The 22,553-nt window shown below is 67.3% G+C and carries 20 protein-coding genes, 1 tRNA gene and 4 pseudogenes; 14 read left to right on the top strand and 11 right to left on the bottom strand.

Features of this window, described 5'->3' with window-relative positions; all coding sequences use genetic code 11:
- Positions 1 to 160: 160 nt before the first annotated feature.
- From argS to scpB, 5 genes and pseudogenes are all read left to right on the top strand, one after another.
- Complete coding sequence (gene argS, locus ACE2AC_RS05985) at positions 161 to 1,903, top strand: arginine--tRNA ligase (RefSeq protein WP_375691196.1); 1,743 nt, start codon at positions 161 to 163, stop codon at positions 1,901 to 1,903.
- Positions 1,904 to 1,968: 65 nt separating this feature from the next.
- Positions 1,969 to 2,976: an SPOR domain-containing protein gene (locus tag ACE2AC_RS05980; protein WP_375691195.1), complete on the top strand. Its 1,008-nt coding sequence runs from the start codon at positions 1,969 to 1,971 to the stop codon at positions 2,974 to 2,976.
- A 7-nt stretch (positions 2,977 to 2,983) separates the two neighbouring features.
- A pseudogene (nagZ, locus tag ACE2AC_RS05975) lies at positions 2,984 to 3,978 on the top strand (beta-N-acetylhexosaminidase).
- 1 nt (position 3,979) lies between these two features.
- Positions 3,980 to 4,774, top strand: a complete 795-nt coding sequence (locus ACE2AC_RS05970; protein ID WP_375691194.1) for a segregation and condensation protein A — start codon at positions 3,980 to 3,982, stop codon at positions 4,772 to 4,774.
- 82 nt (positions 4,775 to 4,856) lie between these two features.
- Complete coding sequence (gene scpB / locus ACE2AC_RS05965) at positions 4,857 to 5,561, top strand: SMC-Scp complex subunit ScpB (protein ID WP_375691193.1); 705 nt, start codon at positions 4,857 to 4,859, stop codon at positions 5,559 to 5,561.
- Between the two features lie 211 nt (positions 5,562 to 5,772).
- Here scpB and ACE2AC_RS05960 read toward each other — a convergent pair.
- A pseudogene (locus ACE2AC_RS05960) lies at positions 5,773 to 6,660 on the bottom strand (MFS transporter); the annotation flags it as partial.
- Positions 6,661 to 6,747: 87 nt separating this feature from the next.
- Positions 6,748 to 7,823, bottom strand: a pseudogene (locus ACE2AC_RS05955) (2'-deoxycytidine 5'-triphosphate deaminase).
- A 150-nt stretch (positions 7,824 to 7,973) separates the two neighbouring features.
- Here ACE2AC_RS05955 and ACE2AC_RS05950 point away from each other — a divergent pair.
- The 3 genes from ACE2AC_RS05950 to ACE2AC_RS05940 all read left to right on the top strand — a co-directional run bounded on the left by ACE2AC_RS05950 (position 7,974) and on the right by ACE2AC_RS05940 (position 10,432).
- Positions 7,974 to 9,128: a thiolase domain-containing protein gene (locus tag ACE2AC_RS05950; protein ID WP_375691192.1), complete on the top strand. Its 1,155-nt coding sequence runs from the start codon at positions 7,974 to 7,976 to the stop codon at positions 9,126 to 9,128.
- A complete protein-coding gene (locus tag ACE2AC_RS05945; RefSeq protein ID WP_375691191.1) occupies positions 9,128 to 9,523 on the top strand; it encodes a Zn-ribbon domain-containing OB-fold protein in 396 nt (131 codons plus the stop codon). Before ACE2AC_RS05950 ends, ACE2AC_RS05945 begins: the two co-directional genes overlap by 1 nt.
- 117 nt (positions 9,524 to 9,640) lie before the next feature.
- A complete protein-coding gene (locus ACE2AC_RS05940; protein WP_375691190.1) occupies positions 9,641 to 10,432 on the top strand; it encodes an STAS/SEC14 domain-containing protein in 792 nt (263 codons plus the stop codon).
- Between the two features lie 22 nt (positions 10,433 to 10,454).
- Here the strand turns inward: ACE2AC_RS05940 and ACE2AC_RS05935 are convergent.
- From ACE2AC_RS05935 to ACE2AC_RS05905, 7 genes are all read right to left on the bottom strand, one after another.
- Positions 10,455 to 10,531: transfer RNA gene (locus tag ACE2AC_RS05935), tRNA-Pro, on the bottom strand.
- A 65-nt stretch (positions 10,532 to 10,596) separates the two neighbouring features.
- Positions 10,597 to 11,508, bottom strand: coding sequence for a MerR family transcriptional regulator (locus tag ACE2AC_RS05930; RefSeq protein WP_375691189.1), 912 nt, complete (start codon positions 11,506 to 11,508; stop codon positions 10,597 to 10,599).
- Positions 11,509 to 11,517: 9 nt separating this feature from the next.
- Positions 11,518 to 11,820 (bottom strand): integration host factor subunit alpha, encoded by a 303-nt coding sequence (gene ihfA / locus ACE2AC_RS05925; protein ID WP_375691188.1) that lies wholly within the window; start codon positions 11,818 to 11,820, stop codon positions 11,518 to 11,520.
- Positions 11,821 to 11,930: 110 nt separating this feature from the next.
- Positions 11,931 to 12,905, bottom strand: coding sequence for a beta-ketoacyl-ACP synthase III (locus tag ACE2AC_RS05920; protein ID WP_375691187.1), 975 nt, complete (start codon positions 12,903 to 12,905; stop codon positions 11,931 to 11,933).
- On the bottom strand, positions 12,902 to 13,999 hold the full coding sequence (gene plsX / locus ACE2AC_RS05915; RefSeq protein ID WP_375691186.1) for a phosphate acyltransferase PlsX: 1,098 nt from the start codon (positions 13,997 to 13,999) through the stop codon (positions 12,902 to 12,904). Before plsX ends, ACE2AC_RS05920 begins: the two co-directional genes overlap by 4 nt.
- 19 nt (positions 14,000 to 14,018) lie before the next feature.
- Positions 14,019 to 14,225, bottom strand: coding sequence for a 50S ribosomal protein L32 (rpmF, locus tag ACE2AC_RS05910; protein ID WP_375691185.1), 207 nt, complete (start codon positions 14,223 to 14,225; stop codon positions 14,019 to 14,021).
- Positions 14,226 to 14,399: 174 nt separating this feature from the next.
- Positions 14,400 to 14,948: a DUF177 domain-containing protein gene (locus ACE2AC_RS05905; RefSeq protein WP_375691184.1), complete on the bottom strand. Its 549-nt coding sequence runs from the start codon at positions 14,946 to 14,948 to the stop codon at positions 14,400 to 14,402.
- Between the two features lie 83 nt (positions 14,949 to 15,031).
- On the opposite strand from ACE2AC_RS05905, the gene ACE2AC_RS05900 reads away from it, so the two are divergent.
- Both ACE2AC_RS05900 and ACE2AC_RS05895 read left to right on the top strand, forming a co-directional pair.
- Positions 15,032 to 15,484 (top strand): outer membrane protein assembly factor BamE, encoded by a 453-nt coding sequence (locus ACE2AC_RS05900; RefSeq protein WP_375691183.1) that lies wholly within the window; start codon positions 15,032 to 15,034, stop codon positions 15,482 to 15,484.
- Positions 15,485 to 15,608: 124 nt separating this feature from the next.
- The gene (locus tag ACE2AC_RS05895; protein ID WP_375691182.1) at positions 15,609 to 16,346 is read left to right on the top strand and encodes a GNAT family N-acetyltransferase; all 738 of its coding nucleotides are present in this window, start codon (positions 15,609 to 15,611) and stop codon (positions 16,344 to 16,346) included.
- 53 nt (positions 16,347 to 16,399) lie between these two features.
- On the opposite strand, the gene ACE2AC_RS05890 is transcribed toward ACE2AC_RS05895, so the two are convergent.
- Together ACE2AC_RS05890 and phaZ are read right to left on the bottom strand one after the other, a co-directional pair.
- Positions 16,400 to 16,921, bottom strand: coding sequence for a GNAT family N-acetyltransferase (locus ACE2AC_RS05890; RefSeq protein ID WP_375691181.1), 522 nt, complete (start codon positions 16,919 to 16,921; stop codon positions 16,400 to 16,402).
- Positions 16,922 to 16,946: 25 nt separating this feature from the next.
- Positions 16,947 to 18,209: a polyhydroxyalkanoate depolymerase gene (gene phaZ, locus ACE2AC_RS05885; protein ID WP_375691180.1), complete on the bottom strand. Its 1,263-nt coding sequence runs from the start codon at positions 18,207 to 18,209 to the stop codon at positions 16,947 to 16,949.
- A gap of 108 nt (positions 18,210 to 18,317) precedes the next feature.
- Between phaZ and ACE2AC_RS05880 the strand changes: the two genes are divergently transcribed.
- The 4 genes and pseudogenes from ACE2AC_RS05880 (at position 18,318) to ACE2AC_RS05865 (ending at position 22,551) form a co-directional block, all read left to right on the top strand.
- Positions 18,318 to 20,129 (top strand): PHA/PHB synthase family protein, encoded by a 1,812-nt coding sequence (locus ACE2AC_RS05880; protein ID WP_375691179.1) that lies wholly within the window; start codon positions 18,318 to 18,320, stop codon positions 20,127 to 20,129.
- A gap of 151 nt (positions 20,130 to 20,280) precedes the next feature.
- Positions 20,281 to 20,724, top strand: a complete 444-nt coding sequence (locus ACE2AC_RS05875; RefSeq protein WP_375691178.1) for a phasin, PhaP — start codon at positions 20,281 to 20,283, stop codon at positions 20,722 to 20,724.
- 292 nt (positions 20,725 to 21,016) lie between these two features.
- Positions 21,017 to 21,581: pseudogene (gene phaR / locus ACE2AC_RS05870) on the top strand (polyhydroxyalkanoate synthesis repressor PhaR).
- A gap of 4 nt (positions 21,582 to 21,585) precedes the next feature.
- Positions 21,586 to 22,551 carry a LysR family transcriptional regulator gene (locus ACE2AC_RS05865; protein WP_375691177.1) on the top strand — a complete coding sequence of 322 codons (966 nt, stop codon included), beginning with the start codon at positions 21,586 to 21,588 and terminating at the stop codon, positions 22,549 to 22,551.
- The last annotated feature ends 2 nt before the right edge of the window (positions 22,552 to 22,553 follow it).

Below are 22,553 nucleotides of genomic sequence, written 5' to 3'. Positions count from 1 at the left end.
GGCCGACGAAGGGGCGCGCGGCGCCTGGCTTCATCTTGCCGAAAATACTCCCGCCGGAGGCATCCGCGATCTGCCACGCCGCGCCAGCTGACCTTTGGTGCGCGATGTTGACCTTGTGCGGCGAAGTGGTACACCGCGCGGGTCGAGAAGGACCCATGAGATGAACCTGTTTTCCGAGATACGCGCGCTGGTGATCGAAGCGCTGGATGCGATGGCCGCGGCGGGCGAGCTGCCCGCGGGCCTCGACACCGCCAACGTGACGGTCGAACCGCCGCGCGACGCCGCGCATGGCGACATGGCCACCAACGCCGCGATGGTGCTGGCCAAGCCCGCCGGCGCCAAGCCGCGCGACATCGCCGAGGCGCTGGCGCCGCGCCTGGCCGCCGATCCCCGGATCGAGACGGCCGAGGTCGCAGGCCCGGGGTTCCTGAACCTGCGCCTGTCGCCGGTCGTCTGGCAGGGCGTGGTCGGCGCGGTGCTCTCCGAGGGCACCGGCTTCGGCCGCTCGACCATGGGGCAGGGGCAGAAGGTCAACGTCGAATACGTCTCGGCCAACCCCACGGGGCCGCTGCACGTGGGGCACACCCGCGGCGCGGTCTTCGGCGATGCGCTGGCGAGCCTGCTGGATTTCTCGGGCCATGACGTGACCCGCGAATACTACATCAACGACGGCGGCGCGCAGGTCGACGTGCTGGCGCGGTCGGTCTATCTGCGCTACCTCGAGGCCCACGGGCAGGAGGTCGAGTTCGCCGACGGCACCTATCCGGGCGACTACCTGATCGCGGTCGGCGAGGCGCTCAAGGCCAAGGTGGGCGACGCCTATGTCGGCAAGGGCGAACAGTTCTGGCTGGCCGAGGTGCGCGAGTTCGCGACCGAGCAGATGATGGACCTGATCCGCGAGGATCTGGCCATGCTCGGCGTGAAGATGGACGTCTTCTTCTCGGAAAAATCGCTCTACGGCACCGGCCGGATCGAGGCCGCGCTCGAGGCGCTGGAACAGAAGGGCCTGATCTACGAGGGCGTGCTCGAGCCGCCCAAGGGCAAGACCCCCGAGGACTGGGAGCCGCGCGAACAGACCCTCTTCCGTTCGACCGACCACGGCGACGACGTGGACCGGCCGGTGAAGAAGTCCGACGGCGCCTGGACCTACTTCGCGCCCGACATCGCCTATCACTACGACAAGATCACCCGCGGTTTCGACCAGCTGATCGATGTCTTCGGCGCCGACCACGGCGGCTACGTCAAGCGGATGAAGGCCGCCGTCTCGGCGCTGTCCGACGGCAAGGTGCCGCTGGACATCAAGCTGACGCAGCTGGTCAAGCTCTTCAAGAACGGCGAGCCCTACAAGATGTCCAAGCGGGCAGGGACCTTCATCACGCTGCGCGACGTGGTGGACGAGGTCGGGCCCGACGTGACCCGGTTCGTCATGCTCACCCGCAAGAACGACGCGCCGCTCGACTTCGATTTCGACAAGGTGCTCGAACAGAGCCGCGAGAACCCGGTGTTCTACGTGCAGTACGCCCATGCCCGCGTGAACTCGGTCCTGCGGAAGGCCGCCGAGGCCGGGATCGACGCCGGCGACGACGCGCTCAGGGGGGCGGACCTCTCCGGCCTGGACCACCCGGCCGAGCTGGCCCTGGCCAAGAAACTGGCCGAGTGGCCGCGCCTCGTCGAGATCGCGGCACGGACCCACGAGCCGCACCGCGTCGCCTTCTATCTCTATGAACTCGCGGGCGATTTCCACGCGCTCTGGAACCGCGGCAATGACGAGACGAGCCTGCGTTTCCTGCAAGAGGGCGATGCGGACACGACCCGGACGAAAATCGCCCTGGCGCGTGCCACGACGATTGTCATTTCGGCCGGGCTTGGTATTCTTGGCGTCACTCCGGCGGAAGAGATGTAGCCAATACACCGCCGCCGGGACGAGCAGTCGCAAAGACAACAGACCGAACCGGATTCGGGGCGCACATGCCCCGCGAGCGAGGCGAAATGGCACAGGTGCAGGCACACCCCCACGAGATGGGGGACGAGGGGATTCCCGTCACACGGTTGATCAACGGAGCCGCGGCGGCATTGTCGCTGGGGCTGCTGGTCGGCGTCGGATACTGGGGCTACAAGACCGTGGCGCGTGACGTCTCGGGCGTGCCGGTGATCCGTGCCGCCGAGGGCGAGATGCGGGTCCGACCCGAAACCCCCGGCGGCACCCCCGCGCCGCACCAGGGCCTTGCGGTCAACGTGATCGCCGCCGTCGGCAGCGCCACCCGCGTGCCCGATGCCGTCACTCTGGCCCCCCGCGCCGCCGACGTGACCGAGGAAGACCTGGCCACCGCGGCCCTGCCCGAGAAGCTGGCCGAACAGGCCGCCGCCGTGCAGCGCGCCGCGCAGGAGGCCGAGGCCGCCGAGAAGGCCGCCGCCCGCGACAAGATCCTGCAGGCCGCCGCCGAGACCGGCGATGTCGACGACCTGTCGATCAAGGCGCTGGCCGAAAAGGTCGCGGCCGAGGTCAAGCCGGCCCCCGCGCTTGCCGAAACCGCCGAGGCCGGCGCCCGCACCGGCACGCTCAGCTCCGTCCGGCCGCGCCAGCGGCCCGCCGCGCTGATCCAGGCCGGGTTCAAGCCCGCCGCCAAGCCCGGCGCGATCCCCGCCGTGGCAAGCGTCACCGCCGCACCGATCCAGGCCTCGTTCGCCGCCCCCGCCAATGACGTCAGCATCGCCGACATCACCGCGGGCACGCCGTTGGCCCAGCTGGGCGCCTTCGACAGTGTCGAGACGGCCGAGAAGGACTGGACCCGGCTCTACGGCGGGTTCGAGGACTACATGGAAGGCAAGAACCGCGTGATCCAGCGCGCCACCTCGGGCGGCCGGGTGTTCTACCGCCTGCGCGTCGCCGGGTTCTCCGACCTCTCCGACGCCCGCCGCTTCTGCGCCGCCTTCGTGGCGCAGGACGCCGAGTGCATTCCCGTCATCGCCAAGTGAGGACCCCATGCCCTTCGGAGCCACGATTCTCGACGCCGAAGGGCTGACCCTCACCGCCGACGAAAAGGCCCTCTTCCGCCAGGCCGATCCCTTCGGCTTCATCCTCTTCGCGCGCAACATCGACACGCCCGACCAGGTCCGTGCCCTGACCGCCGAGATGCGGGAGGTGGTAGGCCGCGACGTGCCGATCCTGATCGACCAGGAGGGCGGGCGCGTCCAGCGCCTGCGCGCGCCGCACTGGCGCGAATGGCTGCCGCCGCTGGACCACGTGGAACAGGCCGGCATCGAGGCCGAGCGCGCGATGTACCTGCGCTATCGCCTGATCGCGCACGAGCTGAAGGCGGTCGGTGTGGACGCCAACTGCGCGCCGCTGGTCGACGTGGCCACCGACGAAACCCATCCCTTCCTGCGCAACCGCTGCTATGGCACCGACCCCGAAGAGGTCGCCGCCATCGGCCGCGCCGTCGCACAGGCGCATCTCGACGGCGGTGTCCTGCCGGTGGTCAAGCACATCCCCGGCCACGGCCGCGCGGTGGCCGACAGCCACCTGGAGCTGCCGGTGGTCAATGTCTCTCCGCTCGACTGGGCGACCTCCGACGCCGTGCCGTTCCGCCAGTTGAACGACCTGCCGCTCGGCATGACCGCGCACATCACCTTCCCGGCCTGGGCGACAGGCCCGCGACCCTGCACGCCCCGATGATCGAGGCGATCCGCAAGGACCTGGGCTTTGACGGGCTGCTGATGACCGACGACATCTCGATGAAGGCGCTGAAGGGCGCGCCGGCCGACCTCGCCGCCGAAAGTCTGGCCGCCGGATGTGACGTCGTCCTGCTCTGCAATGCCGATCTCGCCACCCGCGCGGCGGTGGCCGAGGCCTCTGGCACCCTCTCCGACGCGGGGCAGGTGCGGGCGGAACGGGCGATGGCCGCACGTCACGCGCCCGATTCCATTGACATCGACGCCATGGAAGCGAAGCTGGAGGCGCTTCTCAGCGGGCGGTGACATGGCCGAAGACGAATTCCAGGACGACGCGATCTCGGTCGCCGACCGCCTCGCGGCGGAGGCACTGATCATCGACGTCGAGGGCTACGAGGGCCCGCTCGACCTGCTGCTGACCATGGCGCGGACGCAGAAGGTCGACCTGCTCAAGATCTCGGTCCTCCAGCTGGCCCGCCAGTACCTCGCCTTTGTCGAGAAGGCGCGCGAGCTCAGGATCGAACTTGCCGCCGACTACCTCGTCATGGCCGCCTGGCTCGCCTTCCTGAAATCCCGCCTGCTGCTGCCGCCCGACCCGACCGAGGAGGGCCCGTCGGGCGAGGAGTTGGCCGCGCACCTGGCCTTCCAGCTAGAACGCCTCGCCGCGATGCGCGACGTCGCCGCGCGGCTGATGGCGCGTGACCAGAAGGGCCGCGACTTCTTCGCTCGCGGCATCACCGAGGATGTCGCCCGCGTCCGCCGCGTGACCTACACCGCGACGCTGCTCGACCTGATGCAGGGCTATGCCCGGATCCGGACCAAGGACGAATTCCGCCCCTTCGTGATGGACCGCGAGAACATCCACACGCTGGAACAGTCGCTCGACCGGATGCGCAAGCTGATCGGGTTCGCCGGGCGCTGGACCGACATCGCGACCTACCTTCCCGACGGCTGGAAGATCGACCGGATGAGCCGCCGCTCGGCCCATGCCGCGACCTTCGCGGCCTCCCTGCAGCTGGCGAAGGAGGGGCTGGTGGAACTGCGCCAGGCCGAGACCTTCGCCCCGATCGAGCTGCGCCGGAAGGAGCGGCCGCAGGAATGACGCTTGCCATCGCAGCGCGTTCCGCGCAGATACCGACATTCGCACCGACGCAATACCGACGTGATACCGACGTGATACCGACGTGACAGAAACGCCGAAACCCGACGCCGCCAACGACGACGGCCCGATCCGCGACACGCTGTTCGAGGCGCCCCCCGAGGCCGAGCAGGAGCGCATGGTCGAGGCCATTCTCTTTGCCTCGGCCGAGCCCGTGACCGTGGCCGAACTGAACGCCCGGATGCCGCATGGCGCCGATGGCGCGGTGGCGGTCCAGGCGCTCAGGAAGCGCTACGAAGGGCGGGGCGTGCAGGTCGTCCGCATCGACGAGGCCTGGGCGATCCGCACCGCGCCGGACCTCGGGTTTCTGATGCAAAAAGAAACGGTTGAGACGCGGAAACTGTCCCGCGCCGCGATCGAGACGCTGGCGATCATCGCCTATCACCAGCCGGTGACGCGGGCCGAGATCGAAGAGATCCGCGGCGTCTCGGTGTCCCGCGGGACGATTGATCAGCTGCTTGAACTAGAGTGGATCCGCTTCGGCCGCCGTAAGATGACGCCGGGCCGTCCGGTGACCTTCGTGGTAACGCCGGAATTCCTCGACCACTTCGGCCTCGAATCCGCCCGCGACCTGCCGGGTCTCAAGGAGCTCCGCGCTGCCGGCCTCCTCGACAACCGCCCCCCGCCGGGCACCCCGAGCGAGGACGAGGACGGCGACGATGGCGCGCAAAGCGAGCTGTTCGTGCCACCTCCGCTGGAGCCGGAAGAGGACGAAACCGACGAGGAATGAGGGGTTTGCGCGGCAAAGCTCGCGCGCACCTCAGTGGCGTTCGGGGCAGGGCGGCCTCAACCGCGCCCGCCAGCGCGACGAGGGCCGAGAGCGCTGCGCAGGCGATGAACCCGCCCGCCTCGTAGGGCAGCCGGAACAGCATCGCGCCACCGGTCACGCCCAGGTAGGTCACGGCAGAGTTCAGCCCCATGATCGCGCCCCGCTGCCGCGCGTCGAGCCCCGCCAGCCGCGACACGACAAAGTTCAGCGCCGCGTGCTGCACCACGCCCCAGACCAGCGCCAGGATAAGGAGCGCGCCGTAAGTCGCTGAACTGGCGACCATCGCGCCGTAGGTCGCCGCAAGGCCGAGGAACGCCGCCGCGCCCGAGACCCGCTGCGGCAGCCGGGCCAGCGGCCGGTCGAGGAACAGCGACAGGCCAAAGCCCACGCCGTAGCTCAGCGTCACGAAGCCCGCCCCGTCCGACCCGCGCCCCAGCACGTCGCCGACATGCGCGCCGAGGAAGGCATAGGTGCCGTAGAAGCTGAGCATCAGCGCCAGCGCCGCAAAAAGGCCGCGCCAGATGCCCTGCACCTTCAGCGCGGTCAGGGGCGAGGTCGGCACATCGCCCTTCGCGCCCGGCATGTGGGCCCGCGCCAGGGCGATCCGCAGGATCACCGCACCCGTTAGAAAGATCGCGTAAACCGTTCGCCAGCCAAGGTACTCGGCAACGAAACCCGCGCCCGCCACCCCGCCGGTGAGCGCCAGCACCCAGCCGCTGAGGACAAGGCCGACCGCGCGGCTTTCCTCGCCCTCCCGTGCCATCTGCGGGGCGAGGCCATAGATCGACGGTAGCGCCAGGCCCGACCCCACGCCGCAGACCGCCTGCGCGATCAGCAGCACGGTGAACCCCGGCGCCAGCATGGTCAGCGCCAGCCCGGCGATCTGGATGGTCAGGGCATGGGCCAGCGCCCGGTCCGCCCCGATCACGTCGGCCCGCGGGGCGAGGAACAGGGCCGACGCCATCGTGGCAATGCCGAACGCCGCCGTGGCCTGCACCACCTGCGCGGGCGCGGCGCCGAGGTCGGCAGCCACGGTGCTGGCGATCGGCGCCAGCGCCATCGACACCGCGCCGACAACCGAAACGGCGGCGGTCAACAGGACAAGCGGTCGGGTGGTCATGATGTCAGGTTCTGGATGAAGAACGGATCAGACGGATTTGAAATGCTTGGAAAGCTTCAGCCCCTGGCCCTGGTAGTTCGAGGCGATGCCGGCCCCGTAGAGCGTGTCCGGCCGATCCTCCATCCGTTCATAGATCAGCCGGCCCACGACCTGCCCGTGCTCCAGCACGAAAGGCGCTTCGTGGCAGCGCACCTCCAGCACCCCGCGTGACCCCGCGCCGCCGGCCTCGGCCCAGCCGAAGCCCGGGTCGAAGAAGCCCGCGTAGTGCACCCGGAACTCTCCCACCATGGCAAGGTAGGGCGCCATCTCGGCGGCATGGTCGGGCGGGATGCAGACCGCCTCGCGGCTGACGAGGATGTAGAACGCGCCGGGGTCGAGGATGATCTGCCCGCTGTCGGTGCGGATCTCCTCCCAGTAGTCGGACGGCGCGTAATGGCCGATGTTGTCGAGGTCGATGATCCCGGTGTGCGGCTTGGCGCGATAGCCGACGAGATTGCCGGTCTCGGGCTTCAGGTCGACGGAGAAGCCCAGCCCCTCGTCGATCACCGCCTCGCCATCGATGAGCGGGACCTTGGCGTGCAGCGCGCGCAAGGCAATGTCGTCCAGCATGGCCTCCCCGTCGCGGAACCGGATCTGGTTCAGCCGCATGCCGGGCCGCACCAGGACTGAGAACGAGCGGGGCAGATCTCGGCATAGAGCGGTCCGGTGTAACCCTCTGGGATACGGTCGAATTCCACGCCCTCGTCGGTGATCACCCGGGTCAGCAGGTCAAGCCGCCCGGTCGAGCTCTTGGCGTTGCAGACCGCCTGCAGCCCCGCGGGCAGGTCGAGGCTTTCCATCAGCGGCACGACGTAGACGCAGCCCTTTTCCAGCACCGCGCCGCCGCCCAGCTCGAAGCGGTGCATCTCGAATTCGGCGAGGCGGCTGGCCACGCTGCGGCCTTCGCCCGCAAGGAACGAGGCGCGCACCCGCCAGGCCCGCGTGCCGAGCCGCAGGTCGAGGCTGGCCGGTTGCAACTGTGCGTCGATCACCGCCGGTTCGGCCCGGATCTGGCCCGTCTCGATCATCGTCCTGAGCCGCTGGCTGGCGCAAATCCCGGTCATCGCAATCCCCGCAATGCCCGCCTGTCGGGCCTTGTCGGGCGACCCTAAAGCCATCGCACATAGATGAAAAGTGGCCTCGGCCCCGGGGGCGGTCGTGGACTTCGACCGGTCGGCAGGTAGTATCGCCGCAAACACGGAAGAGGACTGCCGATGAGCATCAAGAGGAAGGCCTGCATCGCGGGCATCTATGAACATCCGCTGCGAAAATGCCCCGACCAGTCGATCTGGCAACTGCATGCCGAGGTCGCGGACGGTGCGTTGAAGGACGCAGGCCTGAGCTGGGAGGATGTCGACGGCTACTTCTGCGGCGGCGACGCGCCGGGCGGGGCGATGGCGATGGCCGACTACCTCGGGCTGACCAACCAGCTGACGCATTACGACACCACCGACACCGGCGGGTCGTCCTACGTGATGCACGTCGGCAAGATGGCCGAGGCGATCGTGATGGGCAAATGCAAGGTCGCGCTCTGCACGCTGGCCGGCAAGCCGCGCACCGCGCCGCCGACCGTGCGGGTCCCGGGGGCCGAGCAGGGGTTCGAGGCGGGCTACAACGGCACGCCGCCGAACCTCTATGCCCTCGCCGCGCAACGGCACATGCACGAATACGGCACCACCTCGGAACAGCTCGCCTGGATCAAGGTCGCCGCGTCCCAGCACGCGCAATACAACCCCCACGCCATGCTGCAGAACGTCGTGACGGTCGAGGATGTGGTGAATTCGCCCATGATCGCCGACCCGCTGCACATGTTCGACTGCTGCGTGGTCTCGGAAGGCGGCGGCGCATTCGTCATGACCACGCCCGAGATCGCCAAGTCGCTGGGCAAGCCGATCGTGAACGTGCTGTCTGCCGCGCAGTTCCTCAAGGGGCAGGCGGGCGGCGTCGGGCTGGACCTGACCGTGTCGGGCCTGGCCCATTCCGGCCCACGCGCGCTGGAAGAGGCGGGCGTCACCCATGCCGACATCAAGTACGCGTCGATCTACGACAGCTTCACCATCACGGTGCTGATGCAGATCGAGGACATGGGCTTCTGCAAGAAGGGCGAGGGCGGCAAGTTCGTCGCCGACGGTGGCCTGATCTCGGGGGTGGGCAAGCTGCCCTTCAATACCGACGGTGGCGGGCTCTGCAACAACCACCCCGTCAACCGCGGCGGCATGACCAAGGTGATCGAGGCCGTGCGCCAGCTGCGCGGCGAGGCGCACGAGAAGGTGCAGGTGCCGAACTGCGACATCGCCCTTGTCACCGGCATCGGCGGGACGCTGACCGTCCGCCACGGGTCCGCAGCAGCAATTCTGGAGCGTGGATAATGGTCGAGATCATTCACAAGTACCCCAAGGTCGCCAAGAACGAGGAAACGCAGCCCTTCTGGGACGCGGCCAAGGACGGCAAGTTCATGGTCCGCCGCTGCCCCGACTGCGGCGAGGTCCACTGGTATCCCCGCACGCTCTGCCCGCTCTGCCACAAGGCCGAGACCAAGTGGGAAGAGCATTCCGGAGAGGGCGAGATCTATACCTGGACGGTGATGCGCAAGTCGCCGACCGGCCCCTTCGCGCTTGGCTACGTGAAGCTGGACGGCGGGCCCTACGTCTATGTCCGCTTCCGTGACGGCGTGACCGAAGGGCTCGAGATCGGCAAGCGCACCAAGATGGTCTTTGACAAGATCAGCGACGAGGACGTGTATCTTTTCGCCGACCTGATCTGACACACGGGACCGGCCCCGGAGCCGTCGTGCAAGGAATATGATCGCCCGCCATGTTGCATGCATGGCGGGCGATCACATGTTTAAGGGCAGGACGCGCATTCAGCACTGGGAGTGACCATGCTCAATCTCGATACCTCTGCCGCCCCGCTGTTCCGGATCACGGTCACGGGCGTCATCACCCGCGAAGAGGTCAAGGCCTTCTACAAGGAGTTCCATCCCGCGCTCGAACAGGCGGGCCGCGTCGGCCTGCTGGTCGACCTGACCCGGTTCGAGGACATCGCCGCCGGCGCCATGTTCGAGGACATCGTCAGCGAATTCGGCCTGCTCGACGACCTGTCCAAGATGCCCCGTTGCGCCGTGGTGACGGGCAACCGCACGATCGCCGGGATGATCCGCTACACCGCGCCGCTGGTGCCCAAGATGGACATGCAGGTCTTCGACCCCGAGAAAGCCGCCGAGGCCGAGGTCTGGGCCAGGGACCTGCCAAAGGACAAGCGCGACCTGCCGGGGATCACCATGCTCGACAGCGGGTCGCCCGACGTGCTGGCCTTCGAGGTCGAGGGCTACATCGACGACGACGACGTGGACAAGATCGTCGCGCCCTTCCGCGAGAGGATCGCGCGGGGCGGCAAGTTCAACGCGCTGGCGCGGATCACCCGCTTCGGCGGATTCGACCCCGAGATCATGTTCGACAAGTCGCTGATCGGGATGAAGTGGGATGCCGTGAAGGCGATGCACCGCTACGCCATCGTCACCGATTCCGGCTGGGTCACGCCGTTTGTCGGCATCGCCCGGATGGTCAGCAACGTCGACGTGAAGGTGTTTCCCGTCGCGGCCGAGACATCCGCATGGGACTGGGTCAGGGAACCCATCCCGTCCGAGGCACCGGTGACGTCCGAAGTGGAGTAAAAGTGCTGGCAGCGTGTGTGATTGGTCGGGCTAGCAGGACTCGAACCTGCGACCTTCCGTCCCCCAGACGGACGCGCTACCAGGCTGCGCTATAGCCCGACGTTCGCGCTAGGTATCAAATTCTGGGCGGGGGCAAGGGGCAAATTCGCCTTTCGGCCCCCGCGTCATGCGATCGGGTCTTTCCGCACCCAGGCCGAGAGGCTTTGCACCAGCGGGGCCAGGTCGGCCTTTTCCTCGGCCGTCAGCGGCAGGCTGCGCGCGGTGAGGTGGCGCAGCAGGCCGGGGCTCGCGATCACGTCGCCGTCGGCGGGATCGGCGGGCAGGTCGATGGTCAGCGGACGTGGCGCGGTCGCGGCGGCAGGCTCGGGCGTCGCGGGTGTATCGGCCACGGGCGCCTCGTCGGCCTCGGCCGCCTGCATCTCGGCATCGATTTCGAGGGCGGCGGCAATGCCGGTGTCATCCGAGGGGGGCGCGGCGTGGTCCGCCGGTGCGGGTGCCTCGGGCACATCGTCGAAGAGGTCGCCAGAAGTCCCGGCGTGATCGGCCCCTGCCTCGACCCCGGTCGAAACCGGCGCATCGTTGGCGGGCGCATCCTCGGCATCGCGGTGGCTGAAGCGGAAGGGGACGACGGTGGGTTCCTCGACCGCCTCCAGCGGGGCCTCTGCAGGGGCCTCGGGCGCGGGTTCGGCGGGCGGGGTCACCGGGGGGCTGGCCACGGGCGGCGCGCTTGGCGGGGCCTTCACGGGCGCGGACGACGGGGCAGGGGCGGGATCAGCGGCCGCGGGCGCCTCGCCCGGAATGACCTGCCGCGGCGACAGGGCGGCGACATGCGTCACGCCGCGTTCCCGCAGCAGCTTCTGCACACCCTTGATGGTCATGCCGTCTTCGTGCAGCAGCTGCTTGATGCCGCCGAGCAGTTCCATGTCCGCGGGACGATAGTAGCGCCGGCCCCCGGCACGCTTGACCGGTTTGACCTGGGTGAACTTGCTTTCCCAGAAGCGCAGGACATGGGCGGGCGTTTCGAGCCATTCTGCGACTTCGCTGATGGTCCGGAACGCGTCGGCGGATTTCGCCATCAGACAGCCTTACTTCTTGTTACCCTCGGCAACCCGCTCTTTCATCATGTGAGACGGGCGGAAGGTCAGGACCCGACGCGGGTTGATCGGCACTTCGGTGCCGGTCTTCGGATTGCGGCCCATCCGGGCGGCCTTGTCCCGGACCGAGAAGGTGCCGAACGAGGAGATCTTGACCTGTTCGCCCTTCACCAGGGAGTCCGACAAATGCTGCAGCACGGATTCGACCAGTTGCGCGGATTCGTTGCGCGACAGGCCGACCTCGCGGAACACGGCCTCGCTCAGATCCATTCGCGTCAGTGTCTTTCCACTCATGATGGTCCCTCGCCTTTTCCGCGCCGAGTGTAGGCCCGGCGGAAAAAGCGAGTTAATAACGGGCACTTGGAAAGCGCAGTTGATGCGAGGTTTAACCGGCGTTTATCGGCTTACCAGCGCAGGACGACCGCGCCCCAGGCCAAACCGCCGCCAATTGCCTCGGCAACAAGCAGGTCTCCGGGGCGGATCTTGCCCTCGGACACGCCCACCGAGAGCGCGAGGGGAATCGATGCGGCCGAGGTGTTGCCGTGGTCCTGGACGGTCACGATCACCTTTTCCATCGGCACGTCCAGCTTCTTGGCGGTGCCCTGGATGATCCGGATGTTGGCCTGGTGCGGCACGATCCAGTCGACGTCGTCATGGCCCAGCCCGGCCTTGCCAAGCGCCTTGTCCGCGGTCTCGGCCAGCTTGCCGACCGCCTGGCGGAACAGCGGGTTGCCCTGCATCCGCAGCTTGCCACTGGTGCCCGAGGTGGACACGCCGCCGTCGACATAGAGCATCTCGCGGTAGCGGCCGTCGGAATTGAGGTCGGTCGCGAGGATGCCGCGGTCGCTGGAGTTGCCGGAGCCCGAGCGCGCCTCGAGCACCAGCGCGCCTGCGCCGTCGCCGAAGAGCACGCAGGTGGCGCGGTCTTCCCAGTCCATGATCCGGCTGAAGGTTTCCGCGCCGATCACCAGCACCCGTTCCGCCTGGCCCGAGACGATCATCGCATTGGCGTTCGACAGCGCAAAGATGAAGCCCGCGCAGACCGCCTGGACGTCGAAGCCGAAGCCGCGGGTCATGCCCAGTTCGTTCTGCACCATGGTGGCGACAGAGGGAAAGGTGAGGTCGGGGGTAGAGGTTGCGACGATGATCGCGTCCACGTCGTCGACGCCGATTTCCGCCATGGCAAGCGCCGCGCGGGCGGCCTTGGCGGCCATCTGGGAGGTCGTTTCCCCCTCGGCGGCGAAGTGCCGGCGCTCGATCCCGGAGCGGGTCCGAATCCACTCGTCCGACGTGTCGAGGAATCCTTCGAACCAGGAGTTTTCGACAACCTTTTCCGGTAGATAGTGCCCGATACCCGTCGCAACCGCGCGCGTCGTCATTCCGTCCCGCTCCCCTGCCTTTCGGCATCCTGTGCCAGTGCAGGGGCGGATGCAACCCGTGCTGCCAGCTTGTCACCGAAACCTGACCGGGCCAGCTGGAACGCCAGCTTGATCGCGGCCGAGACGCCGGTGGCGTCGGCCGATCCATGCGATTTCACCACGGTGCCGTTGAGGCCGAGGAACACGCCACCGTTCACCCGGCGCGGGTCGATCCGCTTCTGCAGGCGCTTCATCGACGAGAGCGAGAGCAGGGCGGCGATGCGCGAGAGGGGCGAATACTTGAACGCCTGCTTGAGCAGGTCGCCGATCAGGCTGGCGGTGCCTTCGCCGGTCTTCAGGGCGATGTTGCCGGTGAAGCCGTCGGTCACGATCACGTCGCAACGGTCGCCCGGAATGTCCCCGCCCTCGACGAAACCGACGAATTCGAAGTTGCCGGCGGCGGCGGCGTTTTCCATCAGCTCGTGCGCGGCCTTGAGCTCGGCCCGGCCCTTGTGCTCCTCGGTGCCGACGTTCAGCAGCCCGACGCGCGGTGTCTCGATGTGCAGGCCGTTGCGGGCGTAGGAGGATCCCATCAGGGCGTATTGCAGCAGGTCGCGTTCATCGGCGCGGATGTCGGCGCCGACGTCCAGCATCACGTTGAAGCCCTGCGGATTGCGGGACGGCCAGAGGATCGCGATGGCGGGGCGGTCGACGCCTTCGAGCTTGCGCAGGCGGAACATCGACATCGCCATCAGCGCCCCGGTGTTCCCGCAGGAGACGCAGACCGTCGCCTCGCCGGTGCGCACCGATTCGAGCGCGGACCACATCGAGGTGTCCTTGCCGTGGCGCACCACGTGGCTGGGCTTGTCGTCCATCGTCACGACGCCGGTGGCGTCGCGGATGTCCACGCGGCCGGCGAGGGCCGACTGGCGCCCGACCAGGCGGTCGAGCTCGTCCTTCGGCCCGTGCAGCAGGACGTGGATCTCGGGGTTCTTCTTGACGGATTCGACGATGCCGGCCACGACCGTGGCCGGACCCCGGTCGCCGCCCATGGCATCGACCGAAATGACAATGCGCCCCGTTGTCGGGGCGCTGTCCGTTTGCAGTCCCGTCATGCGGAATCCCGCCCGACGCTTATGCTGCGTCTTCGTCCAGGTCGATTTCGTCGACTTGGGCCACGACTTCGCGGTCGGCATAGTGGCCGCAGGCACCGCAGACGTGGTGCGGGCGCTTCAGCTCGCCGCAGTTCGGGCACTCGTTCGGGTTACCGGCGACGAGAGCGTCGTGGGCGCGGCGGTTGTTGCGGCGCGACTTGGAAACTTTGTTCTGTTGGACAGCCATGTCACAACCTCAGTTAAACTATGGGCCGCAGCCCGGTTTCGCTTCCGGGCCTTTCGGCCCGCATATCCATCGCGAGGCTCTTAGTCTTAGCAAGGCCCCGTCTTCAACCCCATTTCGGATGAGGGCGCGAAAATACTTGGCCCGTCCCGAGATGCAAGCAATTCTTTGCCCCGGTCAGCTGTCGCCCGAGAGCTTGTCCTTCAATGCCTTCAGGCCGGCAAACGGCTTGACGTCGTCGTCTGTCATCGGGGCCACGCCGGGGCCGGAAAACTGCGCGTCCTCCAGCGCCGCGTCGTCGGCGCGGGGGTAGAGGGGCAGGGCCAGGGCCAGCGCCTCGGCCATTACGGTGAAGGGATCGATTCGATCCGACAGCGGCTCGACCGTGTCGTCCTCGGGCATCTCCATCTCTTCCGGCGTGTCGTCCCTGGTGCCGGCATCCGGGCGGAAGGCGCGGCGGACGTCTTCCTCGATCCGGGTGGTCACGGGCCTCAGCGTCACGACGCAGAGCTGCACCACCGTTGCGCCCAGGTGGCCCTTCAGGACCCAGCCCGCCGCGCCCTCGGGCGCGACCTCACCGGTGAAGGTCAGCTTGCGCAGCGCGTCGAGCCCAAGCTCGGCCCTGAGCGCCTCGACCGTGTCGGGTTGCGGGCGCAGATCGAAGGCCGTCGACCGGTTGGTCGGCAGGTCGGCGATGCGTAGGGGCTTCTGTGCCGGGTCGGACATGCCGCCTTCTTCCTTTCTTGAACCGTCGGGCAGGGTTATGTAAGCGAGATAGGACGCCGGAAAGGCGGGAGCAAGAGGTGGCGATGTCGGGCATGAGGAAGCAGGGCGCACGGGTGGCGGCGGGGCTGGTATTGGCACTGGGCGTCGCGTGTTCTCCGATCTACCGCGATCACGGCTACGTGCCGCTGCCGGAAGAGCTGTCGCAGGTGAACCTGGGCGACAGCCGCGACGCGGTGCGCGAGAAGGTCGGCGACCCCTCGACCAGCGGCATGGTGAACGAGGGCGATTACTACTGGGTCAAGTCGCGGATGCGCACGATCGGCCCGGCCGAGCCCGAGGTGGTCGAACGCGAGGTCGTGGCGATCAGCTTCAGCGGGGACCGGGTGTCGGGGATCGAACGCTACGGCCTGCAGGACGGCCGCGTCGTGCCGCTGACCAAGCGGGTGACCTCGTCCTCGACCGACAACAAGGGCTTCCTGCGCCAGCTTCTGGGCAACCTCGGCCGGTTCTCGGCCAGCGATTTCATCGACGGCTGACGACCGCCCTGTGACATTCCGGTCAGACCGGCCACGGATTGTGGCCGGTCTTCATCCGCACGTCACATCTTGCGGTGTATCTGGGCGCAAACGTGCAAGGATGCGTCCGACGCGAGGGGGCCCGATGCTGTCGCTGACCAAAGGCCGTTACCAGGTTCGTTTCGCCGAGACGCCCGGCGATGTGCGCGCGGCGCAGGAACTGCGCACGCTGGCCTTCCGCGGCCAAGCCGATGCGCCGCTGGATGCCGACGACTTCGACGCGATCTGCACCCATGTCCTGGTCGAGGACCGGCGTGACGGCGCGCTGGTCTGCTGCTTCCGCTTCCTGCCGCTGTCGGCAGGGTCCGAGATCGGGCGCTCGTACTCCGCGCAATACTACGAACTCTCGGCGCTGCAGAACTTCGAGGGCCCGATGGTCGAGATGGGGCGTTTCTGCATCCACCCCGACCGGCGCGATCCCGACATCCTGCGCGTCGCCTGGGGCGCGATGACCGCCCATGTCGAAGAGGCGGGGGTCGAACTGCTGTTCGGCTGTTCGTCCTTCCACGGTACCGACGCGGCGCGCTACCGCGATGCCTTTGCCATGCTCAAGGAACGGCACCTGGCCCCCAAGCGCTGGCTGCCGCGGGTTAAGGCGCCCAAGGTCTTCCGCTATGCGCAGCGGCTGCGGCGCAAGCCGGACGTCAAGCAGGCGATGCTGGGGATGCCGCCGCTTCTGCGGACCTACCTGATGATGGGCGGCTGGGTCAGCGACCACGCCGTGGTTGACGACCACATGAACACGCTGCACGTCTTCACCGGGCTCGAGATCCGGGCGATCCCCCCGGCGCGCAGGCGGCTGCTGCGGGCGGCGGCGGGGTAGGGCCGAAGCTCCCGGACCAATTTTCACCGGCGGCCGGTGGTCTGAAGTGCCCCTCAGAGTACGAGGCGGAACATGTCGGTGTCCGGATGCACCTCGTCCGGGACGCGGTCAAAGCCAGCCTTTTGCAGCACGCGGGCCGATGCGGGATTGTCCCGCGCGACACCGGCCAGCAAGGTCACCGGGGCACCCGCCGCCCGCAGGTCCGCGATCAGGGCGGCAACGACTTCGCTGGCGTAGCCCCTGTGCCACGCGCTCTTCCGCAGCAGGTAGCCGAGGTGGATCACCATCGGCCCGTTGGATGCCGGGAGAATGGCGAGGAGCAGGAGGCCAAGCAGCGTGCCTGTCGCGGCGTCGAGGATCGCCATGACCTCGCCTTCGTCGAGGCGGGCGGCGATCCACGCTGCAGGATCCTGGACTGACCGCAGGAGCGGCGGGGGCAGGGGCGCCAGCACCTCGTCCGACAGCACCTCGGCGAGGTCGAGCGCGAATTGGTCCAGTGCTAACGGTGTCGCCACGCGCGGTCGCAGCTCCTCGACCCGCAGGCGCGGCGTCGAGAAGTCTGCGATGCCGCTCATCCGGGCCGGCCGTGGAGCGCTGTGATCAGGTCGCGACCTTCAGCTTGGCGCCGCCCTTGCGGGTGTTCTGGTCGATGAAGTCGAGCACCAGCGGGCGGATGTTGTCGCGCCAGGCGCGACCGGCGAAGATGCCGTAATGGCCCGCCTTCGGCTCGAGGTGGTTGGCCTTCTTGCTGTCGGGCAGCCCGGTCAGCAGGTCGAGCGCGGCGAGGCACTGGCCGGGTGCCGAGATGTCGTCCTTCTCGCCCTCGACGATCATCACGGCCACGTCCGAGACCTTGCCGATGTCGACCTTGTGGCCGTCGACCACGAATTCGTTCCGCGCGATCTCACCGTCCTTGAAGATGCGCTCGACGGTCGAGAGGTAGAACTCGGCCGTCATGTCCATCGTGGCGAGGTACTCGTCGTAGAACCGGTTGTGCCGGTCGTTGTCCGAGGCCTGGCCCTGCGCCGCGCGCATAATCTGGTCCTGAAACGCCTGGGCATGGGTGTCGAGGTTCATCGAGATGAACGAGGTCAGCTGCAGCAGGCCCGGGTAGACCCTGCGGCCGACGCCCGCATACTTGAACCCGACACGCTGGATCGCGGTTTCCTCGAGATGGCCCATGGTGACGCGGTTGCCGAAATCGGTGACTTCGGTCGGGGTTGCGTCCGGGTCGATCGGGCCGCCGATCAGGGTCATGGTCGAAGGCTGGGCGTCCGGCTCCATCTCGGCCAGGTAGGCGGTGGCGGCCAGGACCAGCGGGGCGGGCTGGCAGACGGCGATCACGTGCACGTCGGGGCCCAGTTCCTTCATGAAGTCGACGCAGTAGAGGGTGTAATCCTCGATGTCGAACTTGCCTTCGCTGACGGGAATGTCGCGCGCGTTGTGCCAGTCGGTGATGTAGAGGTCGCTGTCCGGCAGAAGCGATTGCACGGTCGAGCGCAGCAGCGTCGCGTAATGGCCGGACATTGGCGCGACCAGCAGGATCTTGCGCGCCTTTTCTTCGCGGCCTTGGACGTTGAAGTGGATCAGGTCGCCGAACGGACGCTCGATCACCTTCTCGACGGTGACGAGGTGATCGCGACCATCGGCACAGGTGACCGAGTGGATGCCCCAGTCGGGCTTGGCCACCATCCGGGCGAAACTGCGTTCGGTGACTTCGCCCCAGGCGCCCATCCACTGCAGGGCGGGGTTCGGGACCATGGCGAATGCCGGATATGCGGCAATTGCCTGCGCGGTAGCACCAAGCCACTGGTTGGTGTTGCGCATCGTCTCCATAAGGTCGTAGGTTGCCATAAAGCGCATGGGCGTCTCCATTGGTTCGGGCGAGCTCGGCTCATCCGTCGCAGTGCCCTCCTCGTCGGCGACGTTCAGCAATGCTGCACAGCAGCAATCTAGGGGGGAATCGGCGAGATGACAACTCGGGATCAGGGTGAAGGTAAAGGTAGACCCGAAACCGAGCACCTTGAAAGGCTCAATGAAAATCTGGCGCGGGTCGAGGATTTGACGCAACGCCTGATGGCCGCCGTCGCCCGCCGCACCGCCGCACGGCCCGAGCTGAACGCGCCGGACCCCGAGGTGTTTTCCAAGGCTGCCGGCGCCTACTGGGCGCAGATGATGGAGAATCCCGCCAAGATCTTCGAGCACCAGCTCGAATACTGGGGCAGCTCGGTGAAGCACTACCTCGAGGTCCAGCAGACCCTTGCCAAGGGCAAGCTCGAACCGCCCGAGGACACGACGCCCGACGATCCGCGCTTTTCCAACCCGCTGTGGAAGACCAACCCCTACTTCAACTTCGTCAAGCAACAGTACATGCGCAACGCGCAGGCGATCGCCCAGGCGGTCGAGGATGCCGAGGGCCTGGACGAGGTCGAGCGGCGGCGGCTGAAATACTTCTCGCGCCAGATCATCGACATGATGGCGCCGACCAACTTCCTCGCCACCAACCCCGACGCGCTGGAGCGTGCCGCCGCGACCGAGGGCCAGAGCCTGGTCGACGGGCTCGAGAACCTCGTGCGCGACATCGAGGCGAACGATGGCGAGCTGCTGGTGCGGCTGTCGGACGACAGCAAGTTCCAGCTGGGCGGCAACGTCGCCACCACCCCGGGCGAGGTCGTGTTCCGCAACCACATGATGGAGGTGATCCAGTACGCACCCGCGACCGAGAAGGTGCACGCGATCCCGCTGATCATCTTCCCGCCCTGGATCAACAAGTTCTACATCCTCGACCTGAAGGAACAGAACTCTCTCATCAAGTGGATCACCGAGCAGGGCTTCACGCTCTTCGTCGTGTCCTGGGTGAACCCTGACACCACCTACCGGAACACCGGGATGGAGGACTACGTCGAGGACGGCTTCCTCGCCGCCGTGCGCGAGGTGAAGCAGATCACCGGGCAGAAGCAGGTCAACGTCGTCGGCTACTGCATCGGCGGTACGACCCTGGCGCTGACTCTGTCGCTGATGAAGAAACGCGGCGACACCTCGATCAAGTCCGCGACCTTCTTCACCGCGCTGACCGACTTTTCGGACCAGGGGGAATTCACACCCTTCCTGCAGGACGATTTCGTCGACGGGATCGAGGCCGAGGTGCAGGAGAGAGGGATCCTCAGGTCCCACATCATGGCGCGCACCTTCTCGTTCCTGCGGTCGAACGACCTGATCTATCGCCCCGCGATCCGCAGCTACATGATGGGCGAGGCGCCGCCCGCCTTCGACCTGCTCTACTGGAACGGGGACGGCACCAACCTTCCGGGCCGCATGGCCGTGCAGTACCTGCGCGACCTCTGCCAGTCGAACCGCTTCACCACCGAGGGTCTGCCGATGCTGGGCGAGACGCTGCATGTCTCGGACCTGGACCTGCCGATCTTTGCGGTGACCTGCCAGACCGACCATATCGCCGCCTGGCGCGACTGCTATCGCGGGATGCGGCTGACCGCGTCCAAGGACCTGACCTTTGTCGTGTCCGAGTCGGGCCACATCGCCGGCATCGTGAACCCGCCGTCCAAGAAGAAGTATGGCCACTACACCAACCCCGATCTCAAGGGTGATGCTGGCGCGTGGTTCGACGGGGCTGAGTTCACCGAAGGCTCCTGGTGGCCCCGCTGGGGGGCGTGGCTGGCCAAGCGGTCGGGCAAGAAGGTGCCCGCGCGTCACCCCGGCGATGCGACTCACCCCGCGCTCGCTCCGGCACCCGGAACTTACGTTAGGTCCGGTCAGGCCGCCTGAGCGGAACAGCTATCTGACGGAAATCGCTTAATTCTGCTGCGCTGCAGAAAAATCTCTTGAAATGCTGCGCCGCAGCATGCATATTCTTTCGCAACGGAAGAGATACCCGGCCAGGATGGGACCGGGAGCATGCAAGAAGGACTTTTGACTGATGGCTAAGACCCAAGACTTCACCGCCATGATGAAAGACATGATGGGCGCATTCCCCGTGGACACCTCGGCTTTCGAAGGCGCGTTCAAGACCCAGGCGACCCTCGGCGAGAAACTGTCGGGCGTGTACCTGGAGGCGGCTGGCAAGTCGACCGACATCGGCACCAAGTGGACCAAGGACGCCCTGTCCAAGTTCGGTGAGATGACCAAGGCGAAGAAAGAGCCGGCCGACTACGCCAAGGCGATGACCGACTTCGCATCGGCCTATGCCGAGATGTCGGCAGAGCACCTGGCCGCCTACGCCGAGATCGCCAAGAAGCTCCAGTCGGAAACGATGGAACTGATGATGGCCGCCGGCAAGGACATGTCGGAAGACGCAGCCGACGTCATGAAGAAGGCCACCAAGGACATGACCGCAGCGACCAAGAAGGCCGCCGCGAAGTAATCAAGCAATCTGCACCCCTCATGCTCCTCCCTTTTCCCGGGGGTGCGGTAGGATTGGGCGGGCTCCGTGCCCGCCCTTTCTTGTGTAGCCGTAACCAGTAGACCTGTTGCGATTGACGAGTATCGGGAGCGATGCAGCCGCGTGGTCGACCTCTGGCCGCGCGGCTTTCTCGTCCCTGGCAGGCGCCATACCGGCCCGAATGGTTTCTGCGCCTGCACTTCATTGATTTCTTTTCTTTTGTCCGAGCCTGTCCTAGGCTTCGCTGCAGTGCTGCAAGTGCGGAGGAACAGCCATGGCCGAGACCGATCAACCGCTTCTCATCAAGCGCTACGCCTCGCGCCGACTGTATAATACGGAAACCTCCGATTACGTGACGCTCGAGGATATCGCATCCTTCATCCGCGAGGGCCGCGAGGTGCAGATCGTCGACCTGAAATCGGGTGACGACCTGACCCGCCAGTACCTTCTGCAGATCATCGCGGAGCACGAGGGCCGGGGAGAACGTGCTGCCGCTGGCGGTGCTGACCGACCTTGTGCGCAGCTACACGACCTCGGCCTCGACCGTGGTGCCGCAGTTCCTGCAGATGTCCTTCGAGATGCTGCGGGACGGCCAGTCCAAGATGATGGAAAACATGACCTCGATGAACCCGATGGCCAAGATGCCCGGGTTCGAGGCCATGCAGGCCCAGCAGGAAGCTTTCCTCAAGGCGATGACCGGCGGGTTCTCGGGCAACTGGAGCGGTCCGTCGCGCGACGACGGCGAGGCGCCCAAGGCCAAGTCCGGCAAGGAGGACCTTGACGAGATCAAGGCCGAGCTTGCAAAGCTGCAGAAGAAGCTGTCCGACCTCGACGGCTGACGCCATGGTCGCGGGGGCCGGGCGCGTCACCCTCTGGGGGATCGAAGTCTTTGTCGCCACCGCCGAAGAGCGTTCGATCTCGGCCGCCGCGCGGCGGCTGGGTGCCAGTGCCTCGGCCGTGTCGCAGCAACTCTCCAACCTCGAAGCCGCGCTCGGCACCACGCTGCTGCTGCGAAATGCCCGCCCGATCGCGCTGACCGCTGCCGGAGAGGCGTTTCGCCGCCGGGCCGAGGCGATCCTGAACGAGGCCGCGCAGGCCAGGCTGGAACTGCAGGACGGCGGGGCCGGCACGCTGTCGCGCCTGCGGCTCGGGATGATCGACGACCTCGAGGCCGACATCACGCCCCGGCTGCTGACCCAGCTCGCCGCGACGCTCTGCGATTGCCAGTTCCTGCTCGAGACCAACGCCAGCCATGTCCTTTACGACCAGCTCGACGCGCAGGCGCTCGACGTCGTTGTGGCGGCCGAGATGGGGCCGGCGCCACCCTGGGCCGAGGTGCATCCGCTCTGGTCCGAGGATTTCGTGGCCGTCGTTCGATCCGGCGACCTCGACCCAGACGGCGACCTGCTGGCGCAGCTGCGCGCGCGCCCACTAGTGCATTACACCACCCGCCACCACATGGGACGGCTGGTCGAGGCGCACCTCGCACGGCAGAACCTGACGCTGGCGCGGCGCTACGAGCTCGACAGCTACCACGCCCTGCTGGCGATGGTCGGGCAGGGGGAGGGATGGACGATCCTGCCGCCGCTGGCCCTGATGCGGGCGCGGCGGCTGCTGCCGGGGCTCGACATCCTGCCGCTGCCCTTCGCGCCACTGTCGCGGCGCATCGTGCTCAGCGCGCGGGCCGGGATGCTGGGCGATCTGCCAGTGCGGATCGCGCGGGACACCTGCCAGCTGCTGCACGACGAGGTCCTGGTGCCGGGCCGCGAAAGCCACCCGGACCTGGCGGGCACGGTCCGGCTGCTCTGAGC

The sequence above is a fragment of the Pseudooceanicola sp. LIPI14-2-Ac024 genome, from assembly GCF_042188925.1.
Classification (GTDB): domain Bacteria; phylum Pseudomonadota; class Alphaproteobacteria; order Rhodobacterales; family Rhodobacteraceae; genus Pseudooceanicola.
Note: the sequence above shows the minus strand (reverse complement) of the source record. Positions and strands in the feature narration are given on the sequence as shown.